This window comes from Mariniblastus fucicola, assembly GCF_008087665.1.
GTDB lineage: Bacteria > Planctomycetota > Planctomycetia > Pirellulales > Pirellulaceae > Mariniblastus > Mariniblastus fucicola.
On record NZ_CP042912.1, the window covers coordinates 5,005,125 to 5,030,844 of the forward strand.

Below are 25,720 nucleotides of genomic sequence, written 5' to 3' on the forward strand. Positions count from 1 at the left end.
TTGACCGTCCGGTCGGACTAGGGAGCCGCTGACGGAATGTCGTACTCGAATGTGTTGGTGCCGCTTTGAATGGTGAATTCAACGGGACTTGATTCGGGATCGTTGTAGGGTTCGGGAACGATGTCTTCGGTGACCAGAGTCCGGTCGTCGTCGGCTTTCTCGGATGACAGCCCCACGGCCTTGCCGTTCTTGCTGACATAGCAGTTAAAACTGACTCGATATTTGCCGGCCGCCAAACCGTCGCCAGCCGACGATCGCAATCCGAGATTCCCATCCCGATCGGTCTCGCCAACGCCCATCCGAAAGCTGTCCACTTTGCGACCAATCGGTCGGAAATAAACCAGCAAACGCTCATAGGGCTTACCGTCGAGCGTGACCTTGCCGTCAATCGGATTAAGCGGTGGATCACCGCAACCTGCAACGAGAGTCAAGAGGAACCCGACCAATAGAAATCGCAACATTTTGTCGTACCGCATCGTTTTAAAGGTGTATGAGTTTTCGATCGTTTCAGTTGTAGAAAACCGTGGCCAACTGGATTGAAATGAGAAACCTGCAACGGTTGTCGAGCGTTCGAAATTCACCAAGGCGAATCGATGCACAGCCCGGCTATCCGGGGCTGCGAGAAGAACTTTTGCAACAAACGACAGCGTGTTGGCGAAAGATCGCCGGCTGAATTTGCATGCATGGTCCCACCCATTTGCCTGAGTGACTTCGAAACAAGTTTCACTCGATGCGGCGGATGCTAGGCGTGGACTTTGAAGAGACTGTGAACCGTTTATTAAGATCCAGCAAGCGGAGGGAAGTGTCAGTTCAGTTTCGCAAATCGTCAAAGCAACTGACGATTTGCCGCAACGATTCTTCATGAATTTCGCGTGAAGCCAACACAAACCAAATGAACAAAACTTCACGTAACACAAAGATGCAACGATTCTGCGACAACCAGTAACCCATTGCGTTAAGTTTTGAAGATTCCGGAACGAGTCCGCGCCGTCGCGTTGAAGATGCACGAGGCAACTGATTCAATAAGCAGGTGCAATCGGCGCACTCCACTGGACACACCCCGACGCAGACTTCGATGCTCAGACAACTGGATCTTAAACATAATGTGAAGATCGTTTTATGGGCTTCGGCAGCCGCGTTTGTTGCTTACTTTTCAATGTATGGCTTTCGAAAACCGTTTTTGGTGGCCAAATTTGACGGGCAAAGCTTTCTCGGTTCTGAAGTCGAACTGAAAACAGCGTTGGCGATCAGTCAGATCCTTGGTTATGCGAATTCGAAATACATTGGCGTCCGACTTTGTAGTGGGATGGATCGAAAATGGATCGCCGCGTGGCTATGCGGGCTGATTTTGTGTGCCCAGCTATCGTTGCTGGCTTTCGCCGTCGCGCCGCCACAATGGAAAGTCGCTGCGATCTTCTTCAACGGCCTTCCGCTGGGAATGATTTGGGGATTCGTGGTTCGCTACCTGGAGGGACGACGCACCAGCGACATCGCACTTTCGTTTCTCTGTTTCTCCTTCCTGATCGCCAGCGGAGTCGTGAAAGACGTTGGATTGTGGCTGATGAATTCGCGGTCTGTTTCAGAATCATGGATGCCATTTGAAACGGGTTGCATCTTTTTGGTCCCGTTTTTTATAGCCGTTTTCGCGCTCAGCAAACTTCCACCAGCGACGCAACTGGATATCGAGCAACGTCAGCCACGCAAGGGAATGACGACGGAACAACGCTGGAGCTTTCTACGCACATTTGCCACGGGGTTGGTGCCGCTGTTCATCGTGTACTGCTTGTTGACTGCGTTTCGCGACTACCGCGATAACTACGGCATCGAAATGCTGACCGAGTTGGGATATGCGGGAACGGCGGCTGTTTTCTCGAAGATCGAATTTCCGATCGCTGTTTCGATTCTTGTGGTGCTGGGCCTGCTGTTTCTGGTCAAAGACAACCGACGCAGCCTCCAGCTGATTTTCACGATGATGGTTTCTGGCTCGATCATTCTCGGCGCAACGAACCTTCTGTTTGTCAGCGGCTACATTTCTGGATTCCTGTGGATGGTCGGAATCGGGTTGGGGGCGTATCTAATTTACGTTCCCTACAACGCAGTGCTTTTTGAACGAATGATCGCGGTGACGGGGACGGCATCGACGGCCGTTTTCGCGATCTACATCGCCGATGCGCTGGGCTACACAGGTAGCGTTGCGATTCAGCTGTACAAAGATCTATTGGCAGGCGAAGCTTCGCGAATTGGTTTCTTTATTGGATTCACCTGGTTGCTCTCGATATTGGCTTTCGCCATGCTGGTATTTAGCGGAGTTTATTTTTCGCGTTTGAGTCAACAAAACACAGCTGGAGCAGAAGATGCCTGAGTTTGACGTCGCCATTATAGGAGGCGGGATCGTTGGATTGGCCAACGCATGGATGGCTTCGCGCTGCAATTTGAGCGTCGCGGTATTCGAACGAGACCGAGTCGCGTCGGGTGCTTCGGTGCGGAATTTTGGCATGGTCTGGCCGGTCGGTCAGCCCGGGGAGTTGTCAGAACTTGCGATGCAGAGCCGGGAGTTTTGGCTGGAATTGCAGCACAAAGCCAACCTCTGGGTGAACCCTTGCGGCAGCCTACATTTGGCTCACCATCAAGACGAACAGGCGGTGCTGGAAGAGTTTGTTCAGCAAGAGGGAAAGCAGCGTGAAATCGAGCTGATTCCTGCTTCGGCAATCGAAAAACATTCGCCAGCGGCCAACCCGGAAGGACTGCTCGTCGGCATGTTCAGCCCGCACGAGCTTTGCGTGAATCCCGCCGTTGCGATCTCCCAGATTTCGCATTGGCTTGAGGAAACGGCCAGCGTCAGCTTCTTCAGAAACACGGCCGTCACGCGGGTCGATGACGGCACAATCAAAACGGGCGCCGGCGAAAAGCATCAGGCTGAGCGAATCGTCGTTTGCAGCGGAAGCGATTTTGAGACGCTTTTTCCAACACATTTCGCCGCCGCAGGACTGCGAAAATGCAAACTGCAAATGTTGGCCACTCCAAAGCAGCCCAACGAATGGGCTTTGGGGCCGCACCTTGCCGGCGGATTGACGCTGCGGCACTACAAGTCATTTGAATCGTGCCCGACGCACACGGCGTTGAAAAATCGAATCGCAAACGAGTCGCCTTTGCTGGATGAATTCGGCATTCACGTGATGGCTTCGCAGAACAACAACGGCGAAGTGATCCTCGGTGACTCACATGTTTACGACGATGACATTTCGCCGTTTGACTCTGCGGAAATCGACCGACTGATACTGGAAGAACTGGACAAACTCATTCGCTTGCCCGACTTCAGTATCGAACGACGTTGGCACGGCATCTACGCGAAACACCCAACCCGCCATGTTTTGGTCGCTGACCCGGAACCGAACTGCAAGATCGTCACCGCGACTGGCGGAGCAGGGATGACGTTGTCGTTCGGTCTTGCCGAGCAAATTTGGAAACATTGGTAGCCAGGCTGGGTTGAACGATATTTGATCGCACGCAATTTGAACAAGGAGACTTTTTGATTTCGAAGCAACACAAGATCCGCGGCGTTGTGCTGGATTGGGCCGGAACGATGGTTGATCATGGAAGCCTTGCACCTGCGATGACGTTTCAGAAAACGTTTCAGGAGTTGGGCGTTGAGGTTTCGCTCGACGAAGCACGTGAGCCAATGGGAATGGCCAAGCGAGCTCATATCGAAGCCGTCCTGAAGATGCCTGAGGTGCAGAAACGTTGGCAACAGCATTCTGGGTCTCCATCCACGGATGCCGACGTCGATGCGATCTACGAGAAATTCCTTCCGTTGCAAGCAGAAGTTATCGCACACTACAGCACTATGATTCCGGGAGCCGTCGAAGCGTACCAGTGGTGCACCGAGAATGACGTTCGTGTTGCCTCGACCACTGGTTACACGCGGGCGCTGATGGAGTCAGTTACGCCGATCGCACATGAAGCCGGCTATCGGCCGGAAGTCGTGCTGTGCGCAGAAGACGCTCCGCAAGGCAGACCAGCCCCTTGGCTGATCTACGAATGTGCGAAACAGATTGGTGTCTATCCGATGTGCTGCATGCTCAAGGTCGACGACACGATCGTTGGCATTGAGGCCGGCAGAAACGCTGGTGTCTGGACGGTAGGTATCTCGAAATCCGGGAATCTGGTTGGGCTTTCTGAGCAACAGTGTTCCGAATTCGATCCTGCAGAATTGAGTTCGCGTGTCGAGCTTGCAGAGCAAAAGCTGCTGGCCGCGGGAGCACACTTTGTCATCCAGTCGGTTGCCGAGCTTCCTGAATTGATTGCGAAGATCAACGGCTTGCTTGCAGATCGACAAACCCCTTGAGCGAAGATCCAAGATGCACCACAGATTTGAGACTCCTCTTTCGAAGAACAAACGGTTGGAAATCGCGCTGCTGATCAAGACCGACAGTGAGTGGCATCGCGGAGTGATTCAAGGAATCGCAGGCAGCGCCGATGACGCCGAGGGATGGACCTTTACTGTCCCGAAATCGGACGCTCAGGGCGAAGTCCGATTACCGGAAGACTGGAATGGCGACGGCATTATTTGTCGGGCAACCAGCGAATCCCTGATCGATGAGGTGCTGGAGAAAAACGTTCCTTGCGTGAACATTTCCTGGTTGATGAACGCTCCGAACATGCCGCAAGTGACCTCTGATGAGGCAGTTTGTGCGAACATGACCGGAAGCTATTTCCTGGAGAAACAGCACGAAAATTTCGGATACATCGGTCCGCCGCCGTGGTGCAACTACAGCAATACGATCGAAACCCAGTTGCGAAATTTCGTTGAAGCTCACGATGCAACGCTCGAATGCTTTCCAATGTCCATGTCGGCGACTGAAACGATGGGCGTGGACAAAGAGGATCTGGTTGTATGGCTGCGGCAGTTGCAAACTCCGATCGCTATCACGGTGTGGTCCAGCTTCGTTGGCTACCTTCTGATCCTTGCATGCCAGGAGCTTGAGCTCAGCATTCCAGGTGACGTTGCGATCGTGTGTATTGAACATGATCCGATGTGGTCAGTGCTGGCGCCAGTTCCGCTGTCCAATCTTGATCAGGATCCGACGCGCGTAGGGCGTACTGCAGGAGAGTTGTTGCGATCCATGATCGCCGGTAAACCTGCGCCAACCGAACCGATCCTGATCCGCCCAATCTCGATCGTGGAACGACTCTCGTCCCGTGCATCGGCGGTGAAAGATCCGGTCTTGGGGATGGCGATCGACTTTATCCATCAAAACACTGCTTCGGGAACGACCGTGATGGACGTCGTAAAAATGCTGGGGATCTCGCGACGGACTCTGGAAGAAAAATTCAAAACTCATCTGGATTGCTCGCCCGCGGTGTTTATCCGACGCCATCAGGTTCGCGCCGTTTGCCGTTTGCTACGCACGACGAATCTTAACATTGCGGCGATCGCGCGGCGTACCGGGTTCGCCTACCCGGAAGTGCTGATGCGGTCCTTTAAACGGGAGTACAAAATGACGCCGATGCAGTTCCGAAACTCGGGACGAACGAATGAAACGGGAAGCCATATTGAGTCATGATTCGATTTCGCCGACGCGTGTTTTGAGATTGGCAAACCGGAGGATTTAATCAGATTCGAAGGATTGCGTGAATCGTCAATGACACTGCTTTTCACGCACCGTATCCTGCTCGCAAAGCCGCTGAAATTCGGTGCGGTCAATTTGCATTTATCATTTTCAGAGAAGGTCAAATGAACAAACTGGTCGAGCAAATCCTGAACATTTTTGATCGCAGAGGCAACGAAAAGTATGCCGATGAAGATGTGACTCAAAAGGAACACGCGCTGCAGTGCGCCTCGTTCGCAATCTCCGAAGGTGAATCGGATTCGATGATCGTTGCTGCGTTGTTGCATGACATCGGACACATTCTTGGCGACGATGACTTGCCTGCGAACTGCAGCGAAGATCTTGACGACGGGCATGAGGAAGTAGGACACAGTTTCCTCAAATCACACTTCATCGATGCCGTGATCGAACCTGTCCGGCTTCACGTCGCCGCGAAACGGTATCTCAGCACGACCGATCCGCAGTACAAGGACAAGCTGTCGCCTACTTCGCTCAAAAGCCTTGCCGATCAGGGTGGCGACATGTCCGAAGAGGAACTGGCTGAGTTCCGGGAAAATCCATTTTTTGACGACGCGATTCGCCTTCGATTTTGGGACGACGAAGCGAAAAAACTGGAGATGCCGCAAGTCGAGGTCAGCGACTTTGCCAAGAAAATTGAGGCCGTTTTGCTGCCCGCTGGCACTCCTGAAAAGAAGCTGGAAGGGGAAACTTGCTGAACGCGGCACAGTTTTCGGTTGAGGCGTTATACTGGCGATTGATTTCATCCTCGCCATCCAACGCCAATGATTCTCGCGTCTTCTCTTTCACGACATTTCGGAGTCGGCAATGCCAAAGTCACCGCTCTTGATGAACTTTCGCTGGAAATCAAACAGGGCGAAAAAGTCGCGATTCTTGGTAGATCGGGCTCCGGAAAATCGACGCTGTTGAATCTGATCGCGGGACTCGACACGCCGTCGTCGGGGACGCTGACCGTCAATGGCAACGAACCCGCAAAGCTGGACTCAAACGGTAAAGCGCGCTATCGATTGGACGATGTCGGCGTCGTGTTTCAGTCGTTTCAGTTGATCGCGCAGCGTACTGCGTTTCAGAACATCGAGCTTCCGCTAATTCTGGCCGGAGTTCCCTTGCTCACGCGTCGCAAAAAAGTTCTGGCGTTGTTGCAACGCGTTGGCCTTGAGAAACGAGCCCACCATCGGCCGCATCAGCTTTCCGGCGGCGAACAGCAACGCGTTTCGATTGCACGCGCGATGGTCAACGAGCCTCCTGTCCTGTTGGCGGATGAACCGACGGGGAATCTGGACACAAAAAACGCTTCCGACGTGATGGCGTTGATGCTGGAAATGATTGACTCACGCAATTCGACGTTGTGCCTGATCACGCATGATGATGCGCTGGCCGATCAGGTTGCCGATCGCGTGATCGAACTTCGAGATGGCAAGCTGGTGTCTGAAAAACTGGCTTCGGGAAAGCCGGTGTCGCCATGAGTCGATACGATCTGATCATGATGGCCCTGCAAAATCTTTGGGCCCGAAAGTCTCGCACCGCGTTCAACATTTTTGGCATCGTGATAAGTTGCTCGATGCTATTGTTGGTCTTTGCGGGAACGCGCGGCGCTCGCGACGGATTGATGAACCTGTTCTCCGAGTCCGACTTCGCGAGAAGTTTCGCGATCACTCCCGGGCGGGACCGAAGTTCCATCTCAGAATCCGGCGTACGCCCGATGCAGGACCTTGGGCAGGGGATTGCCGAAGGCAGAAAGAACCGGATCAGCGAAAAACTGAATAAGGACTGGGAGAATCAGAATCTCCCAGTGACCAGCATGACGCTGGACAAGCTCGATGAAGTCAGAAACCTGCCAGACATCGTTTCGGTGCTACCGAATCAGTCTCTTCGCGCGATGCTGTTCATTGGCGACCAGAAAGTTTCGTCTCGGGCGAGCGCATTCTCCGCTGAAAGCAGTAACCTTGGCGACCGTGTCGTTGTTGGCAACGAACCTCAATCGCATTCGTCTCGTGGAAAGATTTGGATCGACGAGTATCGTGCCTGGCGATTGGGCTATAAAACCGATGAAGAGTTGGCGAATTTGATCGGCACCAAAGTCACGCTTCGTTTCGATGTCGGGCCAGCGAAGTTGTCGCCGACGCTAAAGAGGTTCGCTGGCATTTTCGGCGTCAAAGGAGCTTCAGAAACCGAGTTGATCGCCGAGACGTTTCGCAAGCTGTTTTCAGATCTGGATCGAACGAGCCTGAGCACGATTGAGAAAGAGTCGATCCGCCGCGCGGCCAGCCGACTGGGACTGGACAAGGTACTCGACAAAAGCGAATCGAGCCTCGAACCGGGCTCCCACATCACACGTGAATTCGAGGTCGCCGGAATTGTAAAGCAACTCGAAAGTTCAGCTTCGATGCTTTTCCAAATGACTCGTGCGATCCGAAGCAACGATTTGCTGATCGACTGGCGCGACTACCACGCGATCGAAAAAGCCACGTATTCCAATCGGAAATATTACTACAGCGTTGGCGCGGTCAAATCGCCAGCCGAACTTCGACAAGCCGTCGCTGCGGTGGAACAGGCCGGATTCGAAACACGTTCTGCTCTGGAAATTCTGGACAAAGCGGACACCGAACTCGGCAAAGTTCGCTTGATCGTCGCGGCAATCGCGTTGGTAATTTTGCTGATCGCGGCAGTGGGAATCATGAACACGATGATTATTGCCGTCATGGAACGGACGCCGGAATTCGGGATCATGAAAGCCATTGGCTCTAAGGATTCAGACATCCGCTGGTTGATGCTCATCGAAGCCGCTTTCACTGGCGTCCTCGGGGCACTCACGTCAGTCGGCCTGGCCTGGCTGCTTGATTCGGTCATCAGCCGATTCGCGCGACCCTATATAGAAACGAGAATTCGTCAGGAGTTTGATTTTCAAATCTTCGTGTACTCAGTCGGCGACATCCTGATCGTGGTCGCGATCGCCATTTTCGTATGCATGCTGGCCAGCCTGATTCCATCCCGCCGTGCAGCGAAACTGGATCCCGTCGAAGCGATGAAATGATCGGCTTCCTCGAACAACGCGCTCGCAATCGATAACGTGGAGTCGTTGAGCCCGTTTCGTTCGTTAGCCAGCGACATTGAGGCACCGTTACGGGACGCCTAAAAGCCATTGGCGACCGCTGGAAAATTGACTGGCTGATTATTGGTTTCCTTCACCGATGCGCGAGATTCTGCTTCCATAGCGAGTGCATCACGGCAAGAATAGCGACCCGCTCAGTTCGCCCCTCTTCTACATCGAGTCAATATCGTGCCAAACCTGTCAGCCGCTGGAAATCAGCTCGTTCAATCGCTTGCCCAGCGTCATGGTATTTCCACAGATGCTGCGACGCACATGTTGATCGCCGTCTACAACGGAAACGGAAGCATGGCACAATTCAACCATCCGGAATTTGGCGGCGGCGGTCAATGGATGCAGGGCGGCATGACAATGGTCAGCGATCTGTTCAACAACCATTTGAAGTATCGCGTCGAAAGCATTTGCAACGATGTCGCCAACGAGCTGGCGGCAAACCAATCGGTTCCGTTCAGCGGATCGTTCCAGTCACAAAGTCAAAACGGATCATCGGCACAGACGCAGGCGGCTGGTGCGATGGGATCAGCCAACAGCCTGTTTGTTCCCGACCCGACGCAAAATTGGTGGCCACAAAATCTGGGCTCGCCCGCGGCAACGGGATCACAAAACAATGTTCGCTACGCCTATTTTCCGAACAGTTGCCGACTCGCGGTTTCCACTGGTGGAGTCCCGTGGGTTTACGACACGTTGAACCATCAGATCGGTGGATTCTCTCAGCAACAGGGCGTTGGCGGATCCATAACTTTCACCAGCCAGTTTGGAGTCGTCAGCCTGTCAACTTTGCCGGTCGTTTCACGCGACGGCGTTGCACAGCCTGCACCGACTCCGTCCGCGCCGGAACCTGATTCGCAGTCGCTTGTTTTCGCTTCCGAGCCAAACCCTCAGACTGCCGAATCGGTCTCGCCGAACGATGCTGTTTCGACAACCGGGACCATGACTTCGTCCTCCGGCAATCAGGAAGACATCATTGAAACCCTCGATCGGCTTGGCGGCCTCAAGGAAAAGGGCTATATCACACAAGAAGAATTCAATTCGAAAAAGTCAGAGCTGTTGAAGCGACTGTAGCTTCAACTGCCTCCGAATCGATCTACTTCGACGACCGAACCGATTCCATCAGCTCACCAATCGCCGCACGAGCGTTCGGGTAAACGGTATCGTGATACAACGAATCAGCCGGCAGCCGCTCAACGAGCCTTCGATGCGCTACGCCGAGGTTGTAGTACGGAATCTTCGGGAACAAATGGTGCAGAGCGTGGTACCTCAACCCCAGCGGGCACATCAGTTCGGTCAGCCAATTTCCGGTGATGTTGGTCGAATCCAAAAATTGGTCGAGGTGCGAAATCGTTGAGCCATCGCTGGTGTAGCGATGGGCGGCCAGTGTTCTGACATGGTTCACGATCAGGATGAAAACCGCCAGGGCATAAATCTTTGGCAAGCGCTCGACGGGCATCGTGCCGACCAGGACCAACCCGAACATGACCCAAACGCGAAACGCTGTCAGCAGTTCCCAAAACGTGTCCTCGACCGTTTGTTTTTCGGGCCGCTTGTGATTCTCGTATTGGAAGTTGATCACCAGCGAAGTGGCGTGCTGCAAAGTCCACTTTCTTAATCCGGCGTGGCAGAAAGAAATCGGCGTCCAAATCGCATAGCGGAACACGACCAGGATCGGCTGGAAAAAGACCTGAGCCAGAAACGCAACGACGCCCAAGATCGTTCCGCTTGCCAACGGAAGGTACTCGCCATCGTTCTCGGTACCATAGTGCCGACTGCTGTGGTGGTGCAAGTGGCTTTCGTAAGTAAACGACGGCACCATCAACGGCACGCCCGCAAAGAAATTCCAGAAGCGACGAAAGAACTTCATCTCGTTCGACGGGAGATGCACGATTTCGTGAATGAACATCGACGATCGATAGATCAAAACGCCGCCAACTGCGAAACAGAACCAGGCGATCGGCGACGAGAGCGGCATCGCAAGATAGACGCTGACCAGCACATAGGCAGTGACCACGGACGCCAGAAAGTCGACCCAATAGACCGACGGGCGAACCGAGAACAGGTCGCTGCAAATTTCGCGGGCTGCCTGATAGAACTCGCGCTGTCTTTTTATTTCTGTTGAAGCCGCCTCACGACGGGCGGCCATAATATATCCTGTCGAATGATTCATGACATCTCTTCCTGAATCACCATCCCTGCTTCAAAGTTTCTCCGAAGTATGGATGCCGCGAACTGTCATTTCATTACTCAGTTAACGGCATTTTCTTCCATTTTTATTGAGCATTTTTGAAAGGCAATCAATTCCCGGGAAAAATTTCCGCCCATAATATCGCGACTGCCAAACACTGGATTCGAATGGGAAAATAGATGCCTGTCTTCAAGAGTACTGCGAACACGCTAATTTTTTTACTTGCGATGAGTTCGGTTTTATTCGCGCAAAGCGTAGATCTTCCCAAGGTCAGAAATTCGCGACAGGTCGAAGGACTTTACAAGAACGATCCGCAATTGGTCGCGATCACCGGCGCGATGGTGACTCGATTCCCGGGCGATGAACCTTCGGTGGAATCGATTCTGATTCGCAATGAATCGATCGAAGCCATTGGAGCAGGCCTGACCATCCCGGCCAGCGCGAAAACGGTCGACGCAACGGGCCTGCATATCTATGCCGGACTGATCGACGCCTTTCATGAAATCGAAGTCCCCTTTGAGGCAGACCGCGGGACGGGTTATTGGAACGATCAGGTGCGGCCGCAAGTCGTTGTAGCCGAATCGTTCAAGCTGAAAGATCTCAAAACGGAAGACAAACGCAAGGCTGGCTTCAGCACAATTTTGTGTGCTCCCAGTGACGGCGTGATCAAAGGCCAAAGTGCTTTGATCCTGATGCTTGACGAGGAAGCGAATCAGGAAGAGGCCGTCATCAATCCGAGCTTCGCTCACCATTTTCAACTCACCGTTTCTCGCGGTCGCGATTCGTATCCAAACTCGCCGATGGGTGCCGTCGCGTTGGCTCGGCAGGCCATGTATGACGCGAAGTGGTATCGCGAAGCCTCCAATTCGCGAGCAGGCCAGACGGAATCCAATGACGCGTTGCAGAGCTTGATGTTGCAAGTCCAATACGATCGGCCCGCCATTTTCGAAACGTCGAACGAACTGTTCAGCCTCCGAGCCGATCGATTCGCCCGCGAGTTTGGTTTGAAGAACGCAATTTTGCTCGGCAATGGATACGAGTACCGTCGTATTGGTGCGATCGCAAAAACGCAGCGTCCAATCATTTTGCCAGTCAACTTCCCCAAGCCACCCGAAGTTGGGACTCCGGAGAATGCCGCCAACGTAACACTTGAGTCACTGATGCACTGGGAGCACGCTCCGAAAAACCCGTCGGCTCTCGCGAAAGCTGACGTCTCGTTTTGCCTGACCTCTCACGGGCTCAAAGAAGACGACAACTTCCTGGACAAAGTTCGTCTGGCAGTCAAACACGGACTATCAAAATCCGATGCTCTCGCGGCGATGACCATCACGCCGGCAAAGTTATTTTTGGCTGACAAGCTCGGCAAAGTCGAATCTGGATTTCTGGCCAACCTGGTCGTCACTGACAAACCGCTGTTTGAAGAGGACGCTCAGGTCGTGCAAACTTGGGTCGCCGGGAAACAATTTGAAACAGAAGATCCAAAGTCCGATGCGGTGGTGTGGGATGTGAGCACGGATGCCGAAGCCTTTGCTGCGGCCAGGATTCAGATTGACGGCCAGAAGATCGAGATCTTCAAAGATGCGGATACCGGCAAGAAGCTGAAGCACTCTTTTCAATCGGAATCTTCGATCGGCGGTTCTTTCAATGGCAAAGATTTCGGCGTCGAAGGCTGGGTGCAACTGTCAGTTACTTTGATCGGCGAAGACAGTGGCGTCGGTGACATTGTGTTGCCCGACGGCGAATCCATCGCGATCAAGATGGCGAAATCGGAAGCCGGACCATTGAAGAAAGATGACGACGAGAAAGATGACGACGAGAAAGATGACGACGAGAAAGATGACGACGAGGAAGATAAAGATGACGAAGACAAAGACGCGTCCAAAGACGGCTTGAAAGACATCGCTGCGATCTCAAAAGTCAACTTCCCGTTTGGCTATGCCGGTGTCGACGCGCCGGTGACTGAGCCGGATAGTGTGTTGATCAAAGACGTAACGTTGTGGACTTGCGCGGCCGATGGAGTCCTCGAGAACGCCGCGGTTTTGGTCTCCGATGGGAGAATCCAATCGGTTTTCCAGAAAGGCGTCGCACTGCCAACTGCCGACACGATTATTGACGGAACCGGCATGCATCTGACGCCGGGAATCATCGACTGCCACTCGCACATGGCAACCGACAGCGGCGTCAACGAAAGCGGGCAGGCCATCACCGCTGAAGTTCGCATCGGTGACATGATCGACTGTGACGACATGACGATTTATCGCCAACTGGCTGGCGGCGTGACGACCGCAAACATTCTGCACGGATCCGCCAACCCGATCGGCGGCCAAAATCAGGTGATCAAACTTCGTTGGGGCGCACTGGACGAAGAAATGAAATTCAAGGGTGCTCCCGAAGGCGTCAAGTTTGCTCTGGGTGAAAACGTCAAGCAATCGAACTGGGACAATCCGACGAATCGCTATCCGCAAACGCGAATGGGCGTCGAGCAAATTTTCGACAACGCGTTCGAGGAAGCCAAGACTTACCGTGCGAAACAGCAGGAGTTCAAAACCACAGGCAAAGGAATTCCTCCGCGGATCAATCTGGAGCTCGAAGCGATCGCTGAAATCGTCGAGGGTACACGTTGGATTCATTGCCACAGCTATCGACAGGACGAAATTTTGGCGCTGATTCGTTTGCTGGACGACCACCAGATTCAGATTGGAACGTTCCAGCATATTCTTGAAGGCTACAAGGTCGCCGACGAAATGAAAAAGCACGGTGCTATGGCCAGCGCATTCGCAGATTGGTGGGCCTATAAGTACGAGGTCAAAGACGCGATTCCGCATGCCGGCGCGTTGATGCATCAGCAGGGAATCGTGATGAGCTTCAATTCGGACGACCGCGAACTGGGGCGGCGTTTGAATCAGGAAGCCGCCAAGGCCGTACGTTTTGGCGGGCTAAGTTTCGAAGAAGCTCTCAAATTCGTGACGATCAATCCTGCGAAACAGCTTCGAATTGAGAACCGGGTTGGTTCCATCGAAGTCGGGAAAGATGCTGATCTGGTCCTTTGGAACGCTCATCCGCTTTCCAATCTCGCCGTCGCTCAACAAACGTGGATCGACGGTAAAAAGTACTACGACCGCGATGAAGACCAACAGCGTCACGAATCGTTCGCCAAACTGAAACAACAGCTTGTTCAGAAAGTGCTTCGATCCGGTGAGGAAATGGAGAACGAAGATGCGGAGTCGACTGATCCGGCGAAACTTTGGCCACGACATGACGCCTTTTGCGGCCACCAACATCACGAGGGACACGATCATGATGATCATGAATAGTCCTCATTAATAGCGACGGCAATCATCCGCCAGAGCATCATCACATCGAACAACTTGCGAAACTTTCGACATTATTCCCATGATCAAATTCAACAACAGATTTCAGACACGCATTGACCGAAGACGCCTGGTTCAATTTGCCTCGACGGTTTCGACGACGCTGTTCGCGATGGCCGTACTCTGCAATTCTTTGCTCGCACAACTGCCAGCCAAGGCTCCGGTTGGGCCCGTCGCACTCACCGATGCAACGATCTTTCCGGTCAGCAGCGAACCGATTGAGGCAGGCACGATTCTGATCGAAGATGGCAAAATCAAAGCCATCGGAACGGACGTCGAGATCCCGGAAGGCGCCGAAACGATCTCACTCGAAGGCAAATCGATTTACCCCGGTTTCATCGAGTCTCATTCACAGCTTGGTTTGACTGAGATAGCCGCCGTTCGTGCGACCAACGACCATCGCGAACGCGGCGAAATCAATCCGAACGTCCAGGCTCTCGTTTCCATCAACATGGAGAACCTTGTCCTGCCGGTAACGCGTTCCGGAGGCGTTCTCGTTGCACTTTCGGCTCCCAGTGGCGGCATCATTTCTGGTCGCTCATCGATTGTGCAACTTGAAGGCTGGACTTATGAGGACATGGCGATCAAAAAAGTTGCCGCGCTACAGGTCAATTGGCCGATGCAGAGCCTTCCGCCAGGACTGGTGGCGAGATTGAAGAAAGAAAAGCTCAAGGAAGAACAGGAAGAGTTGGTCGAACACCAGGAGGAGCTGGTCAAGTTTTTCGAATTGGCCAAAGCCTACGCAAAGGGCCGCGGCTTGGACAACGACCAACCTGCTTTCGACAGCCGGCTTGAAGCGATGGTCAATGTGGTCAACGGCAGGGTCCCGATGATGGTTCGAGCAGACCGAGCGGCTGAAATCAGGGCCGCGGTTTCTTTCGCCACCCGGGAGAAGCTGAAGCTGATCATTCTGGGCGGATACGATGCAGTGGAATGTGCCGAGCTTTTAAAATCACACAACGTTCCCGTCATCGTGTCGGCGACACACCGAATGCCGATTCGCCGTGACGACCGGCACGACGATGCGTTTACGCTTCCCGCGCGGTTAAAAGCAGCTGGCGTGAAGTTCTGTATTTCATCGACCGATCGTAGTGAAACCTGGAACACGCGGGTGCTGCCATTCCAGGCAGCAACCGCTCAGGCATACGGACTCGATCGCAACGAAGCCCTGCGTTCGATTACGCTTTCTGCGGCGGAAATTCTTGGGATTGACGATCGGCTTGGTTCGCTGGAACCCGGAAAGGACGCCACGTTGATCGTCGTCAACGGAGATCCCCTGGAGGCAGTGTCGACGATTGATCGTGCGTGGATCGCGGGGCGAGAAATCGATTTGTCCAACCACCAAACACGACTATACGAGAAATACCAGGAGAAGTACCGTCGAGCCAAGTAGCCGACATGGCCAGGACAGTAATGAACTTCGACCGAACTGTTTGATGTCACGCCGGGACAGACGCTCTGCTCAAACAGGCTGACGAACTGCTTCCAGCCTACTGCAAATCCACTCGATTGAGCCAGCCGCGAGCGAAACGCTGCTGAGTCGTATCGCGCCGCATGATGTCGACGTAGAAACTGGCTTGCAACAGATTCATCACTTTCAACAGGTAGTCCGGCTGATCGTCTTCCAGTCTCAAAAACTTTTTTAGCGTCGCCAAAGTCGCATCTCCCAGCTTCCCATCGACCTGAATATCCGCGTAATTTTTCTGGTCCCGGTTGAGTAAATTCAGCCCTTCCTGAAGATACTTCACCGATCGGGCGACGCCCTGATTGACGCCCGTATCGAAGACCTTGTTTGCGACGTGCTGATCCGGAATCTCGTCGCCGCGGATGGGATTCCAATAGCGTTCGCGAAACAGCTCTTTTGCCAACTCGGCCAATTCTTCGCTGTCGTTGATACGTTGCTTGAAGTCCACCGGATGATCCTTCTTGATCTGATCGATAATCGGCCAGCCCGCCCAATCGCCGTTGAACTTTCGCGCGACACCACGATGAGTCTCGCCGCCTTTGTCGACCGGATCGTGCACGTATCCTCCTTCACGAATCTCGGTTTCTCCGTACGCAATTTCAAAATCTGCCATAAGTAACTTTCGCAATTTCCATGAACGGTTAGTGGCCAGCCTCGCACCATGTTTTCAGGTCATCCATGTCTTTCTGGATAAACTTTTTGATCATCCCACTGATCAACGGCGTCATAATTCTGGCCACCAGTTTGTACGGCCGAGCATCCATCTTCAAGTTGAGCGTCGATCCAGAACCGGAATCCGTAACCACAAAAACGGTGTCCCAAATAGTGCCACCCTGATCGGAAACCATACGAATCCGTCGCTCCGGAAGATCGGGTTCGTACTCCGTGACCTCAAGTTCCGTCTTGCTCTCGCGACCGTTGAGCAATCGTGTTTCTCGAAACCGTGTGCCGACGCCGCTGTGTTGTTTTGTCAGAAACTCGACTTTCTGGATCGCTTCGGCGCGTTGGGGAAACGAATCGATTTCAGCGACGGCAGCAAACACCTTCTCGGTCGAAGCCTGAATGTGAATTGAAATTGAAGTTTGAGCCATCGATATCAAATTGAGTTGACGGTTGCGGAGTCGACGCTCAACATTGTACCCGTTCCATTCTCCCCACGTTTCACGGTGCTCCAATGTTCGTCAGCGCAAAGACTCTGTCCGCAATCTTCGTACTTGCCTCCACCACCATCGCCTGGAGCTCGCTTGTACCCGCGACGCCGCAGGAAAAGGCGATTGAATACGATCGTACGATCGCAGCAACGCGTCGCTTCGATGCTCCCGAAGCAGGGCAGGCCGTGGCCGTCGACGATCAGCATTTTTACGCGATTGCCAATTCAATTATCGCGAAATACGACCGGGAGACGGGCGAAAAAGTCGCGGTTTGGAAATCGGATTCCGAAAGGCCGCTGCGACACCTGAACTCCGGGATCGTCCGCGACGGCAAGCTTTACTGTGCGAACTCGAACTTTCCACAGTGGCCGGAAGCCAGTTCGATCGAAGTCTGGGATACCGAAACGATGACTCACATCGATTCGCATAGCCTCGGAATCTGCGCCGAAGGATCATTGACGTGGATCGAACCGATCAAGGGTGGCTGGTACGCAGTGTTCGCCAACTACTCCAAGAAAGTCAACGACGATCCGCTGGCCAAATCTCATCGCTCGACCCAACTGGTACGGTTCGACGAACGCTGGCGACGGACCCACGGATGGGTGTTTCCGAAATCCGTGCTCGATCGCTTCGATCCACACAGTTGCTCAGGAGGAGGTTTTGCAGCCGACGGAAAACTCTATTGCACCGGGCATGATTTCGGCGAAGTCTACCAACTCGAGTTCCCGAAAGCTGGCTCCGTTCTGGTTCTGACCGAAACGATTGGCGCACCGATCACGGGGCAGGGCATCGCGTTCGATGCAGATCTGCTCTGGGGGGTCGATCGCGCCAAACGCCAGGTGGTTGTGTCAAAGTTCGGTTTGGAAAAATAGTTTCGCCGGGCGCCACCGAAAGGCGACAGCCACAAAACTGCCTGGCGACTCCTACGATCTCACTCGGTCAATCAAATCAAGATACGAATTGATCGACAGCTTGATCGACTCGCCTTTATCGAGAATCGGAATCTCTACGGTACTCTTGATGATGTCCGTTCCGTTCCGCGGCGTGAACGCGACTTCCAGTTTCCGCGGAGACTGACTGCCAAACTGAAGGTCAGCGTTTCCCAGCCCGGTTTGTGTTCCGTCAGAGATGGCTCCAAAAGTGAATTCCGTTTCGCTGTCAGTGACAGAAAAGTCACCCAGTTCAATCCCGGAATTGTTTTCAATCTGGATGCCATATCCGTCGTCCGAATTCGAGCCGACGATCAAGAGCGGAAGTGCCAAAACGAGAAAGCGTTTAACAAGATGATTCATTGCGTAATGCCTAAATGAATTCTGAAACGACAGGCGAATCATGAACGCCAGTGCGTCCACGATGCTCTTCTGTCAGGTAAATGCCTTGATTGAATCCCGTGTTGCGAATTGCGTGCCGAAGCGAAAAAACAGTCAATGCCACCGGTTTCCGCCCTGCTTTTTTCGGGATTTTCAATTCCGGCCTCGTCGTCAGTTTTGGCTTGTCAGTCCCGTAGCGTTGCCTGACATTAGTGCCGTAACGGCTGGAGTCCAACGATCTGACGGAGGTGTTGCCAGCGCACGGATGGCGTTCCCGGAAGCGGAAAGCATGGGATTTGAACCCACATGGCCTTGCGACCGCACAGTTTAGCAAACTGGCCCGACGAACCGTATTCGGCTACTTTCCGTAAGCACGCCCCCAGGGATTCGAACCCCGACCAACTGGTTTGGAATCAGTGATGCTGCCGTTACACCAAGGACGTAGAGAAAAAGAAAGAAGAAGGTTCAACAAGCGGTGCGCCAGTGTTTGGGATTTCGCGATTGAGCATCTTCGTTTCTATCAGCGGAAGCCGTGAGACTCGAACTCACAAGCCGCTTTCGCAGCCACCTGTTTTCAAGACAGGGTCCTCATCCAGCCGGATGGCTTCCGTTCGAACGCGGATCTTGGAGCACTGAGACTTGGACACCAATTGATTCCCGTTCTCATGCTCGCTCGTCCGACATATCAAAGATGCGGGGGTCGGAATCGAACCGACGGCCTCCTGATTCAGAGTCAGGTGTTGCTACCAACAGCAACCACCCCGCATTTTTTTATTTTCCAAGCTGCCACGGGAGGATTTGAACCTCCAACCATCTCCTTAACAGGGAGCCGCTCTACCGTTGAGCTACATGGCAATGTTTTCTGTATGAGTTTTGCAATCGTTTGGCTGGAGGTGCTCGCCGAAGCCCACAAAAAAGGCCCGATGCTCGCAAGCTTCGGACCTTGATGAATCACGGATTCTCAATTGGTACAAGCAAGCAGGCGATCCAGTCGCTGGAAATTCGACCACTGACTCCATGAGTCCACATTGCCGAACGCGTTCGCAGCGCGACTGGATGAATTAACCTGATTGCCTGAATTGAGAAGGTCCACGATTGAGCCTTAATACCAAAGTGCTGTTGATTGAGTTGCCAGTTAGACGCGAAAGCACCCGACAGGTTCACAGCGAAGACAACTTTTTTCTCATCCGTACTGACGAGGCCGTCACCGTCGGGTAGGTTTAGTTCTCAGAAACGCACCCAGATTCGCCGCCCTATTGCTTTGCTGCAGCATGTACTTTTCCAACATCCTTTTCGCAGCAATTCCAGTTTTCCTGACCGTTGGGATTGGCTATTGCACACGGATCTTTTCGGTCGTCGACGACGAATCTGAAAAGAGCATCATGCGATTGATCGTCAATGTGCTCTATCCGTGCTTCATTCTGTCCCAAGTCCCAGGCAACGCAGCGTTACAGCAAATCGACGTCGTCGTTGCCGCCATCGCAGCCGGTTTTTTCCTGACCGTCGTTGGACTGATTCTCGCCAAGAGCATCGGGCATTCGATGAAGATTGATCCCGAGGGCGTAAACACGTTTTGCGTTTCGACAGCGATTCAAAACTACGGCTTCATTCCGATCCCGCTGATCTACGCATTGTTTCAGGACGGGGCCACGGAAACACTTGGAGTCCTCTTCGTCCACAACCTCGGCCTGGAACTCGCGATGTGGACGATTGCCATCGTATTGCTCAGCGGCACGATGCAGAACGCGTGGCGACGACTGATCAACGGTCCAACGATTGCGATCGTCGTTGGGTTGCTGCTGAATTTTAGCGGGCTGTACAAACTGATCCCCGATTTTGCCATCAAGACGATTGCGGACTTGGGGCTATGTTCGATTCCGATGGGTTTGATTTTGGCGGGAGCAACCCTGGCGGGAGTTGTCCAACGCGAGAAATGGAAATTGAATCCGAAAGTAATTGTTGGATCGCTGTCGGTCCGCTTTCTGATCATGCCGGCAATCATCCTCGTCGTTGCCGGACTGATGACGTTTTCGCCAGAGCTGAGAAATGTTTTGATCGTCGAAGCCGCGATGCCTGCCGCGATCTTCCCTATCGTCCTGGCCAAGCACTTTGGCGGAAAGCCCGCGATCGCGGTGGAAGTTTGTGTTGCGACGACGCTGGCCAGCATCGTGATGATGCCACTGATTCTGGGGCTGGCCATGCAGTGGTTTGAGATCACCCTCGGCCAGGCTTCTTGAGGCGAACGCTATTGCAAAAACGGATCGTCAGGTTCATCGCCTTCACCGTTGATTCCAACGGGAGCATCGACGGCTTGCTCGCGTTGCAGCTCAACTCGAACCCGGCCGGCCTCTTTTGATTCCGGATACTTTTTGACGAGCGACTTGCCAACACGCTCACGAATGTCGAGGCCCTTTTCCGGATCTTTGTACTTTCGATAAAGCTCCTTGGCACGCTTTCGACGATTCTCAAACAACCGATCAATCGCCACCGTGGCCTGTGCGGGACTCCAGTCGATGCGAGCCAACGTTTCGCGGGACTTCGGTTTCTTGCCACCGAGCCGAGCGATCAATTCTCGCAACCACCCGATCGATGCGGGCGACGAACCGAATTCGGAATGTCCGCGTTGAATCCCGCGAACCATTTCTACCATCGTCAGGCTGCTGACCAGATCCATGTCGAGGCTGTCGAACATCTGCAGATAGGAATCGTCGTCAAGTTCCAACATCGCAAGCAGAATTCTTTGTTCCAGATCCCGTCCCTGACCGAGGGCGCTGAGCTGTTGAGTCCGGTAGTAGCCGTCGAGTTCGCGAACGATATCATTCCACTGCGCCACAGAATTTCCACCGTGGCGAAAAATGGAATCGACATGTCGCTGGAACAGCCCCATCGTCGCTCGATGAAGCAACGCTTCGGCGCTTGCCCGCTCGATCGCCGAAGACTCATTCAGGATCGGCAACAGTTTCTCGGTAATGACCTCCCGCCGATCCTCCCAACTGCCGCTCGCTGACGCAATCAACTGCTCCAGTGCCCGCGCACGCATCGGCCCGCGCAGCCCGGCAATCTTTTTCACATAGTCCCTGATCGTCGTGAATCGAAAAAGGCCGCCAGATCGATCGGCAATTCGCTCCATCGCCGGAATCGTCTCCTCGACGACCAGCGAGATCGTATTGATTGGAACAATGGAGCCATCGCTGACATGCTGATTGACGATATCCTGAGTCTTCGCCCGACCGTCGTTCCGTTCACTAATGAAGGCGCCATCGCTAAGCATGAAAATCGCGTCGGGTTGCATCTCGATTGCGATTTCGAGCGCCAATCTTGGATCCGTTCCGGGACCGATCGACACGTCTTCCAGCCACTCCTGGATCCGGGCCTTGTTTCTGGTCGTCGCCGGAATCATCTTGAAATCCCCTTCGCCGGTGTTTTCGATGCTGCGTTGGTGGAACATCGGGATCGTAGAATCGGCAAACATCAACACGAAAAATTCCTGGTGTGGATGCAGACTGTCGATCGCGTTGTAGAGTTCGGACTTCGCAACGTCATATCGATTGAACAGTTCCTGGCTGATGAAATTTCTCGTTCCGTATTCCATGCTGCCCGAGCGATCGACCACGAATACAAACCGTCTGCCCGAAGCCTTGGTCCCAAAGAATGACGCGGACTTGCCATCGCCCCTTGGGGCCTGAGTGCTGGCTCCGCCGCCAGCGATCGCAGACTCACGTTGCAGCTCTTCCAGCTTCAATACGTCTTTTGTGGAATCTTCTTTCTCAAGCACGTCTTCGAGAAGTTCATCGAGCGGACTGTCTTCGATCGCGTTGTCATTTTCAAACATGACCGGATTGAGATCGAAGCCTTCGAGCATGTCCTCGCCGGGATCAGCAGGAGCTTCCGCGACATCAAGGAACAGCGTCGAATCCCCGATACCACTTCGCACAACCAACAGTGACAGGAAAACCAGCAGCAGAGTGTGCAACAGCAACGAGATCAGAAAGCCGGAGTTCTTCTTCAGGCCCTTGCGGGTAAACAGTTCGCGGAAACGAAACGGCTCACTCGCCCGCTCACGGATCAGGATGCGAGGTTCTCGCACGCGCCGCGCCATCCGAACTTTTTTGCGCCGACCAGACACCCGTGATTTTGGCTTTGCCACCGACGGTCCGGGAAGTGACTGCTGTAACTTCGATCCAAGGGTCGCAGCAAGGGTCTCGTCCCAAATCTCCTCCTGCGAGGTATCGAGTTCCGCCACGATTTCGGCGGGCTCTTCTGGAGCCGAATCGACTGCTTCAGGTGGAACAGTCGTTCGAGCGTCGACCTGCACCGACACGGCAGCGGACCGCTGGGGCATGACAATTTGCTCTGTGTCCAGAGAAGCAAAGAACTCGCTGGCGACCGCCAACTGCTCATTATTGACCAGAGTCTGCTGGACCTTGGCCGGCACTACCGATGGAAGCCTGCTCCCATCCGCTCCTTTTCGCGTCGAATCCGACTGCGTCATGCCGACATCCCCTTTTCTTTCCTGCCCGCCTCAATCTTACCCTACAGCCCGAAAATGCTCAAATTCGTTGAGGAAAGCGGCCAAATGGTCAGTGAACCTCGAACGTTATACGCGAGTCGGTCCAAATCCTCGCCAGAGTTCCAGAATCGCTCAACGCCAACCGCCAAAATGGCGATAAACCCCGGGTATTCCCTGAAGTTATCTATTGACAGTCCCGTGCAATTCAATAGATTTAGCGATTCTCTGAAGCACGGCAGATGCGTGTTTGTCGGGGAAGGTGCATCGACTGATCGCAAATTTAACTGCAATCAGCCTCTGGTATGCACAGGCCAGGTCGCCGGACCACGCCCTACTGACTTCAATTCATTAGCAGAAATCAGCTTTAAGATGCCAACCATCAATCAGCTTGTCCGCAAGCGACGAAAAGCAAAACGCAAATTCACAAAGTCTCCGGTTCTGGAAAAGTGCCCGCAAAAGCAGGGCGTTTGCCTTCAGGTCCGTACGATGACACCAAAGAAGCCGAACTCGGCTCTGCGGAAGATCACGCGTGTGCGCCTTTCGAATGGTAAAGAAGTCACGGTTTACATTCCTGGCGAAGGTCACAACCTTCAGGAACACTCCATCGTTCTGGTTCGCGGCGGACGTGTCCGTGACCTTCCGGGTGTTCGCTACCAGGTCGTTCGTGGTGCTCAGGATACGCTGGGTGTCGACAAACGTAAGCAATCTCGAAGTCGCTACGGTGCCAAGAAGGCGTAGTCGTCTGGCTCGCACCGATAAACTTACAGCAGAACCAATTCAAAGAAATATAGCGCGATACCATGGGAAGAATCACAGCAAGCCGCACGCAGATGAAGCCGGATCCAAAGTTCGATTCGCTTTTGGCCAGCAAGTTCATCAACTGCCTGATGTGGGACGGAAAGAAAACTGTCGCCCAGAAGGTTTTCTACGATGCGTTGGACGAGATCAAGAAACGCGTTCCGGATCAGGAACCAATCGAAGTTTTCACACAGGCTGTTGAAAACGTAAAGCCTTTCATCGAAGTTCGCTCGAAGCGTGTCGGTGGTGCTTCTTACCAGGTTCCGATGCAAGTCAATCGTTCGCGTCAACAATCGCTGGCGATCCGCTGGTTGCTGATGGCGATCCGCGAAAAGAAAGGCCGACCAACTCATTTGCGTTTGGCTGATGAACTCGTAGCAGCCTTCAACCGCGAAGGCGTTGCGATGACTCGCCGCGAAAACACTCACCGCATGGCGGAAGCGAACAAAGCGTTTGCTCACTTCGCCTGGTAGTTTGCTAACAGATCAAAGAAGCCGCTTCGAATTTTCGACGCGGCTTTTTTTGTGCGCCTTCTTCACCGCGGGCGTCATGGTCGTAGCTCCAACTCCAACCACAGCTTGAGAATCGATACAGGCACGAAGCACTACGGATCAAGCACAAGTCTGCCTCAAGAAGGCGCCAACAAAGCTACCGCAAACACCATATGGTGGAGAACACCGTTCCGGGCTCACAGGATTTTGCACAGTCGGATCAGCGCGAACAAGCGTACGTCGTTTACCCAGCCAGGGCTTGCGAAATAGGCTTTCTCGTTCTCACCACGAAACCGTTTCTTGAATTCCGCATGGCCGCGCAGATTGAAAAAGTAACGGTTCACCCATCCGGCTCGATAGTAATACCGCAACACATACTTCAACAACCAGTTGTACCGAAAACGATCGTCTGAAATCCCCGCAAACGGAGACAACCCCAACCGCACGACAGCTTTCCCCTCACGCTTGAACGTTTCGATGGCTTCCTTGCAAATCCCCTGTTCAGCCACCGACGGTGCGTCCGGATGGCGACGCTTGAAAGTCGTCACATACCCGATCACTTGGTCGTTGAGATACATAGGATCGAAAAACACAAACGCTTGAATCTTCCCGGCGGCATCAACCAGAAAGAAACGCCGGACGTCGGGTTGGTTAATGAACTCCATCGGTCGATTCAGGAACGCGGTCTCCTTCCGAACCGTTCGTGTACCGATCCACTGCTCGTTCAGATCCCTGATTTCACCCTGCACGTCGTCGGTCAGCTCCAACTCACGAATTTCAAACCCGCGGCGATTGAGCCAGTTTGATGCGTAGCGAAATCGTTCTTTTTCCTTGCCAGCAAAATCGTAGCTGTCGAGATCCAACCGGGAATCAAACCCAAGCTCATTGACCCAATACTTTCTACGGTTCAACTTCCCGGCAACGGACTCGCTGATTTGGCAGAACGTTACATTGCGATGCTGCTTGAGAAACTCATCAATGATCGAATCCATCTCGTGAGGTGCCACGACGGGATCACCAAGCACGAAGGTATGCCCGTACTTTTTTTGAAAAGCGAGATAGCCGCTCTGGTTGGCGAAATGACACAGCCCCGATTGAATCGCAGAGGCAAACGACAACGTCTCTGAACCATAGCGACGAACGATCTGCAATCGAAACTCAAGCGGCAGCTGATCCTCGGCGAAAGCAAGATACTTGGTCCCGGACGGAGCAGACGATTCAGATTTCTTAAAATGGTTCATCGTCTCGGGCGGCCTGTGGGCAACACGTCAAAGCTGGTTCATCATCATCGAGTTCGATTGATGGCTCGATGCGGATTCAGTTCGAACTGCAATCCCATTAAAATAGCTCAACGCCCATTGTGAATCGTCAAGCTTTCCATAATATTTGCCTCAAGCCCGTAATTTAGGGGATTCAATCGTAAGAAAGCCATTGATTCTCTATACTATTGCCCAGTGAAAACTCGGATCAATGAAGGTTGAAAGATGACATTGCTGTTGGGGAAAAAGGGGATCTTTTGGCTCGTCTATATCTTCTTTCGAGGAATCATGAGGGGAGACCCAACGTCCATCATCATCGCCGTCGTGCTGGTTCTTGGAATTGTTGGCTGGTCACTGTATAAGTCGCATGCGAAAGCCAACGAATCCAATGTCGCTGAGTACGCGAAAGAATTCCGACCTCCCGGAGAAGACAGCGGTCACTCACAATAG

At 53.3% G+C, this 25,720-nt stretch carries 24 protein-coding genes and 5 tRNA genes; 16 read left to right on the forward strand and 13 right to left on the reverse strand.

Features of this window, described 5'->3' with window-relative positions:
* Positions 1 to 17 precede the first annotated feature (17 nt).
* Positions 18 to 476, reverse strand: a complete 459-nt coding sequence (locus MFFC18_RS18605; protein WP_238381166.1) for a hypothetical protein — start codon at positions 474 to 476, stop codon at positions 18 to 20.
* A gap of 599 nt (positions 477 to 1,075) precedes the next feature.
* On the opposite strand from MFFC18_RS18605, the gene MFFC18_RS18610 reads away from it, so the two are divergent.
* From MFFC18_RS18610 to MFFC18_RS18645, 8 genes are all read left to right on the forward strand, one after another.
* Complete coding sequence (locus MFFC18_RS18610) at positions 1,076 to 2,362, forward strand: DUF5690 family protein (RefSeq protein ID WP_075082419.1); 1,287 nt, start codon at positions 1,076 to 1,078, stop codon at positions 2,360 to 2,362.
* Entirely contained in the window at positions 2,355 to 3,476 is a 1,122-nt protein-coding gene (locus MFFC18_RS18615) for a TIGR03364 family FAD-dependent oxidoreductase (RefSeq protein WP_075082418.1), read from the forward strand. The genes MFFC18_RS18610 and MFFC18_RS18615 overlap by 8 nt, the downstream gene beginning before the upstream one ends.
* A gap of 53 nt (positions 3,477 to 3,529) precedes the next feature.
* Positions 3,530 to 4,345, forward strand: a complete 816-nt coding sequence (gene phnX, locus MFFC18_RS18620; RefSeq protein ID WP_075082417.1) for a phosphonoacetaldehyde hydrolase — start codon at positions 3,530 to 3,532, stop codon at positions 4,343 to 4,345.
* A 13-nt stretch (positions 4,346 to 4,358) separates the two neighbouring features.
* On the forward strand, positions 4,359 to 5,564 hold the full coding sequence (locus tag MFFC18_RS18625) for a substrate-binding domain-containing protein (RefSeq protein ID WP_075082416.1): 1,206 nt from the start codon (positions 4,359 to 4,361) through the stop codon (positions 5,562 to 5,564).
* Positions 5,565 to 5,734: 170 nt separating this feature from the next.
* The gene (locus MFFC18_RS18630; protein ID WP_075082415.1) at positions 5,735 to 6,325 is read left to right on the forward strand and encodes an HD domain-containing protein; all 591 of its coding nucleotides are present in this window, start codon (positions 5,735 to 5,737) and stop codon (positions 6,323 to 6,325) included.
* A 66-nt stretch (positions 6,326 to 6,391) separates the two neighbouring features.
* Positions 6,392 to 7,093 carry an ABC transporter ATP-binding protein gene (locus tag MFFC18_RS18635; RefSeq protein WP_075082414.1) on the forward strand — a complete coding sequence of 234 codons (702 nt, stop codon included), beginning with the start codon at positions 6,392 to 6,394 and terminating at the stop codon, positions 7,091 to 7,093.
* The gene (locus tag MFFC18_RS18640; protein ID WP_075082413.1) at positions 7,090 to 8,661 is read left to right on the forward strand and encodes an ABC transporter permease; all 1,572 of its coding nucleotides are present in this window, start codon (positions 7,090 to 7,092) and stop codon (positions 8,659 to 8,661) included. Before MFFC18_RS18635 ends, MFFC18_RS18640 begins: the two co-directional genes overlap by 4 nt.
* Positions 8,662 to 8,907: 246 nt before the next feature.
* Positions 8,908 to 9,798, forward strand: coding sequence for an SHOCT domain-containing protein (locus tag MFFC18_RS18645; protein WP_238381165.1), 891 nt, complete (start codon positions 8,908 to 8,910; stop codon positions 9,796 to 9,798).
* Positions 9,799 to 9,820: 22 nt separating this feature from the next.
* On the opposite strand, the gene MFFC18_RS18650 is transcribed toward MFFC18_RS18645, so the two are convergent.
* Positions 9,821 to 10,897 carry a fatty acid desaturase family protein gene (locus MFFC18_RS18650; RefSeq protein ID WP_084416797.1) on the reverse strand — a complete coding sequence of 359 codons (1,077 nt, stop codon included), beginning with the start codon at positions 10,895 to 10,897 and terminating at the stop codon, positions 9,821 to 9,823.
* Between the two features lie 197 nt (positions 10,898 to 11,094).
* On the opposite strand from MFFC18_RS18650, the gene MFFC18_RS18655 reads away from it, so the two are divergent.
* Positions 11,095 to 14,229 (forward strand): amidohydrolase family protein, encoded by a 3,135-nt coding sequence (locus MFFC18_RS18655; RefSeq protein ID WP_075082410.1) that lies wholly within the window; start codon positions 11,095 to 11,097, stop codon positions 14,227 to 14,229.
* Between the two features lie 79 nt (positions 14,230 to 14,308).
* Positions 14,309 to 15,679 carry an amidohydrolase family protein gene (locus MFFC18_RS18660; RefSeq protein WP_075082409.1) on the forward strand — a complete coding sequence of 457 codons (1,371 nt, stop codon included), beginning with the start codon at positions 14,309 to 14,311 and terminating at the stop codon, positions 15,677 to 15,679.
* A gap of 97 nt (positions 15,680 to 15,776) precedes the next feature.
* Here MFFC18_RS18660 and MFFC18_RS18665 read toward each other — a convergent pair whose 3' ends face one another.
* Together MFFC18_RS18665 and MFFC18_RS18670 are read right to left on the reverse strand one after the other, a co-directional pair.
* Positions 15,777 to 16,364: a glycoside hydrolase family 108 protein gene (locus MFFC18_RS18665; RefSeq protein WP_075082408.1), complete on the reverse strand. Its 588-nt coding sequence runs from the start codon at positions 16,362 to 16,364 to the stop codon at positions 15,777 to 15,779.
* Between the two features lie 28 nt (positions 16,365 to 16,392).
* Entirely contained in the window at positions 16,393 to 16,842 is a 450-nt protein-coding gene (locus MFFC18_RS18670; RefSeq protein WP_075082407.1) for an SRPBCC family protein, read from the reverse strand.
* An 83-nt stretch (positions 16,843 to 16,925) separates the two neighbouring features.
* On the opposite strand from MFFC18_RS18670, the gene MFFC18_RS18675 reads away from it, so the two are divergent.
* Complete coding sequence (locus tag MFFC18_RS18675; protein WP_075082406.1) at positions 16,926 to 17,774, forward strand: hypothetical protein; 849 nt, start codon at positions 16,926 to 16,928, stop codon at positions 17,772 to 17,774.
* Positions 17,775 to 17,825: 51 nt separating this feature from the next.
* On the opposite strand, the gene MFFC18_RS18680 is transcribed toward MFFC18_RS18675, so the two are convergent.
* The 7 genes from MFFC18_RS18680 to MFFC18_RS18705 all read right to left on the reverse strand — a co-directional run bounded on the left by MFFC18_RS18680 (position 17,826) and on the right by MFFC18_RS18705 (position 19,067).
* Entirely contained in the window at positions 17,826 to 18,194 is a 369-nt protein-coding gene (locus tag MFFC18_RS18680; protein ID WP_075082405.1) for a hypothetical protein, read from the reverse strand.
* A 10-nt stretch (positions 18,195 to 18,204) separates the two neighbouring features.
* Positions 18,205 to 18,369, reverse strand: coding sequence for a hypothetical protein (locus MFFC18_RS25330; protein ID WP_162273897.1), 165 nt, complete (start codon positions 18,367 to 18,369; stop codon positions 18,205 to 18,207).
* Between the two features lie 124 nt (positions 18,370 to 18,493).
* Positions 18,494 to 18,579 (reverse strand) — tRNA-Ser (locus MFFC18_RS18685).
* 5 nt (positions 18,580 to 18,584) lie between these two features.
* A tRNA-Trp gene (locus MFFC18_RS18690) sits at positions 18,585 to 18,655 on the reverse strand.
* Positions 18,656 to 18,736: 81 nt separating this feature from the next.
* A tRNA-Ser gene (locus tag MFFC18_RS18695) sits at positions 18,737 to 18,821 on the reverse strand.
* A gap of 82 nt (positions 18,822 to 18,903) precedes the next feature.
* Positions 18,904 to 18,978 (reverse strand) — tRNA-Gln (locus MFFC18_RS18700).
* Between the two features lie 17 nt (positions 18,979 to 18,995).
* Positions 18,996 to 19,067: transfer RNA gene (locus MFFC18_RS18705), tRNA-Asn, on the reverse strand.
* 240 nt (positions 19,068 to 19,307) lie between these two features.
* Here MFFC18_RS18705 and MFFC18_RS25670 point away from each other — a divergent pair.
* Both MFFC18_RS25670 and MFFC18_RS18710 read left to right on the forward strand, forming a co-directional pair.
* Positions 19,308 to 19,430 (forward strand): hypothetical protein, encoded by a 123-nt coding sequence (locus tag MFFC18_RS25670; RefSeq protein ID WP_261340511.1) that lies wholly within the window; start codon positions 19,308 to 19,310, stop codon positions 19,428 to 19,430.
* 53 nt (positions 19,431 to 19,483) lie between these two features.
* A complete protein-coding gene (locus MFFC18_RS18710; protein ID WP_075082404.1) occupies positions 19,484 to 20,449 on the forward strand; it encodes an AEC family transporter in 966 nt (321 codons plus the stop codon).
* An 8-nt stretch (positions 20,450 to 20,457) separates the two neighbouring features.
* Here MFFC18_RS18710 and MFFC18_RS18715 read toward each other — a convergent pair whose 3' ends face one another.
* Entirely contained in the window at positions 20,458 to 22,704 is a 2,247-nt protein-coding gene (locus tag MFFC18_RS18715; RefSeq protein WP_075082403.1) for a vWA domain-containing protein, read from the reverse strand.
* Between the two features lie 387 nt (positions 22,705 to 23,091).
* Here MFFC18_RS18715 and rpsL point away from each other — a divergent pair, with 387 nt between their 5' ends.
* Together rpsL and rpsG are read left to right on the forward strand one after the other, a co-directional pair.
* The gene (rpsL, locus tag MFFC18_RS18720; RefSeq protein WP_075082402.1) at positions 23,092 to 23,460 is read left to right on the forward strand and encodes a 30S ribosomal protein S12; all 369 of its coding nucleotides are present in this window, start codon (positions 23,092 to 23,094) and stop codon (positions 23,458 to 23,460) included.
* 62 nt (positions 23,461 to 23,522) lie between these two features.
* Entirely contained in the window at positions 23,523 to 23,993 is a 471-nt protein-coding gene (gene rpsG / locus MFFC18_RS18725; protein ID WP_075082401.1) for a 30S ribosomal protein S7, read from the forward strand.
* A 215-nt stretch (positions 23,994 to 24,208) separates the two neighbouring features.
* Here the strand turns inward: rpsG and MFFC18_RS18730 are convergent, their stop codons facing one another.
* Positions 24,209 to 25,252 (reverse strand): phosphatidylglycerol lysyltransferase domain-containing protein, encoded by a 1,044-nt coding sequence (locus tag MFFC18_RS18730; protein WP_075082400.1) that lies wholly within the window; start codon positions 25,250 to 25,252, stop codon positions 24,209 to 24,211.
* A 243-nt stretch (positions 25,253 to 25,495) separates the two neighbouring features.
* On the opposite strand from MFFC18_RS18730, the gene MFFC18_RS18735 reads away from it, so the two are divergent.
* Positions 25,496 to 25,720, forward strand: coding sequence for a hypothetical protein (locus MFFC18_RS18735; protein WP_075082399.1), 225 nt, complete (start codon positions 25,496 to 25,498; stop codon positions 25,718 to 25,720).

Bases quoted from the DNA above. Each gene is read 5' to 3' on its own strand.
- MFFC18_RS18605 (WP_238381166.1), bottom strand. From the start codon at position 476: ATGCGGTACGACAAAATGTTGCGATTTCTATTGGTCGGGTTCCTCTTG.
- MFFC18_RS18610 (WP_075082419.1), top strand. From the start codon at position 1,076: ATGCTCAGACAACTGGATCTTAAACATAATGTGAAGATCGTTTTATGG.
- MFFC18_RS18615 (WP_075082418.1), top strand. From the start codon at position 2,355: ATGCCTGAGTTTGACGTCGCCATTATAGGAGGCGGGATCGTTGGATTG.
- MFFC18_RS18625 (WP_075082416.1), top strand. From the start codon at position 4,359: ATGCACCACAGATTTGAGACTCCTCTTTCGAAGAACAAACGGTTGGAA.
- MFFC18_RS18630 (WP_075082415.1), top strand. From the start codon at position 5,735: ATGAACAAACTGGTCGAGCAAATCCTGAACATTTTTGATCGCAGAGGC.
- MFFC18_RS18635 (WP_075082414.1), top strand. From the start codon at position 6,392: ATGATTCTCGCGTCTTCTCTTTCACGACATTTCGGAGTCGGCAATGCC.
- MFFC18_RS18640 (WP_075082413.1), top strand. From the start codon at position 7,090: ATGAGTCGATACGATCTGATCATGATGGCCCTGCAAAATCTTTGGGCC.
- MFFC18_RS18650 (WP_084416797.1), bottom strand. From the start codon at position 10,897: ATGAATCATTCGACAGGATATATTATGGCCGCCCGTCGTGAGGCGGCT.
- MFFC18_RS18655 (WP_075082410.1), top strand. From the start codon at position 11,095: ATGCCTGTCTTCAAGAGTACTGCGAACACGCTAATTTTTTTACTTGCG.
- MFFC18_RS18660 (WP_075082409.1), top strand. From the start codon at position 14,309: ATGATCAAATTCAACAACAGATTTCAGACACGCATTGACCGAAGACGC.
- MFFC18_RS18665 (WP_075082408.1), bottom strand. From the start codon at position 16,364: ATGGCAGATTTTGAAATTGCGTACGGAGAAACCGAGATTCGTGAAGGA.
- MFFC18_RS18670 (WP_075082407.1), bottom strand. From the start codon at position 16,842: ATGGCTCAAACTTCAATTTCAATTCACATTCAGGCTTCGACCGAGAAG.
- MFFC18_RS18675 (WP_075082406.1), top strand. From the start codon at position 16,926: ATGTTCGTCAGCGCAAAGACTCTGTCCGCAATCTTCGTACTTGCCTCC.
- MFFC18_RS18680 (WP_075082405.1), bottom strand. From the start codon at position 18,194: ATGAATCATCTTGTTAAACGCTTTCTCGTTTTGGCACTTCCGCTCTTG.
- MFFC18_RS18710 (WP_075082404.1), top strand. From the start codon at position 19,484: ATGTACTTTTCCAACATCCTTTTCGCAGCAATTCCAGTTTTCCTGACC.
- MFFC18_RS18715 (WP_075082403.1), bottom strand. From the start codon at position 22,704: ATGACGCAGTCGGATTCGACGCGAAAAGGAGCGGATGGGAGCAGGCTT.
- rpsL (WP_075082402.1), top strand. From the start codon at position 23,092: ATGCCAACCATCAATCAGCTTGTCCGCAAGCGACGAAAAGCAAAACGC.
- rpsG (WP_075082401.1), top strand. From the start codon at position 23,523: ATGGGAAGAATCACAGCAAGCCGCACGCAGATGAAGCCGGATCCAAAG.
- MFFC18_RS18730 (WP_075082400.1), bottom strand. From the start codon at position 25,252: ATGAACCATTTTAAGAAATCTGAATCGTCTGCTCCGTCCGGGACCAAG.
- MFFC18_RS18735 (WP_075082399.1), top strand. From the start codon at position 25,496: ATGACATTGCTGTTGGGGAAAAAGGGGATCTTTTGGCTCGTCTATATC.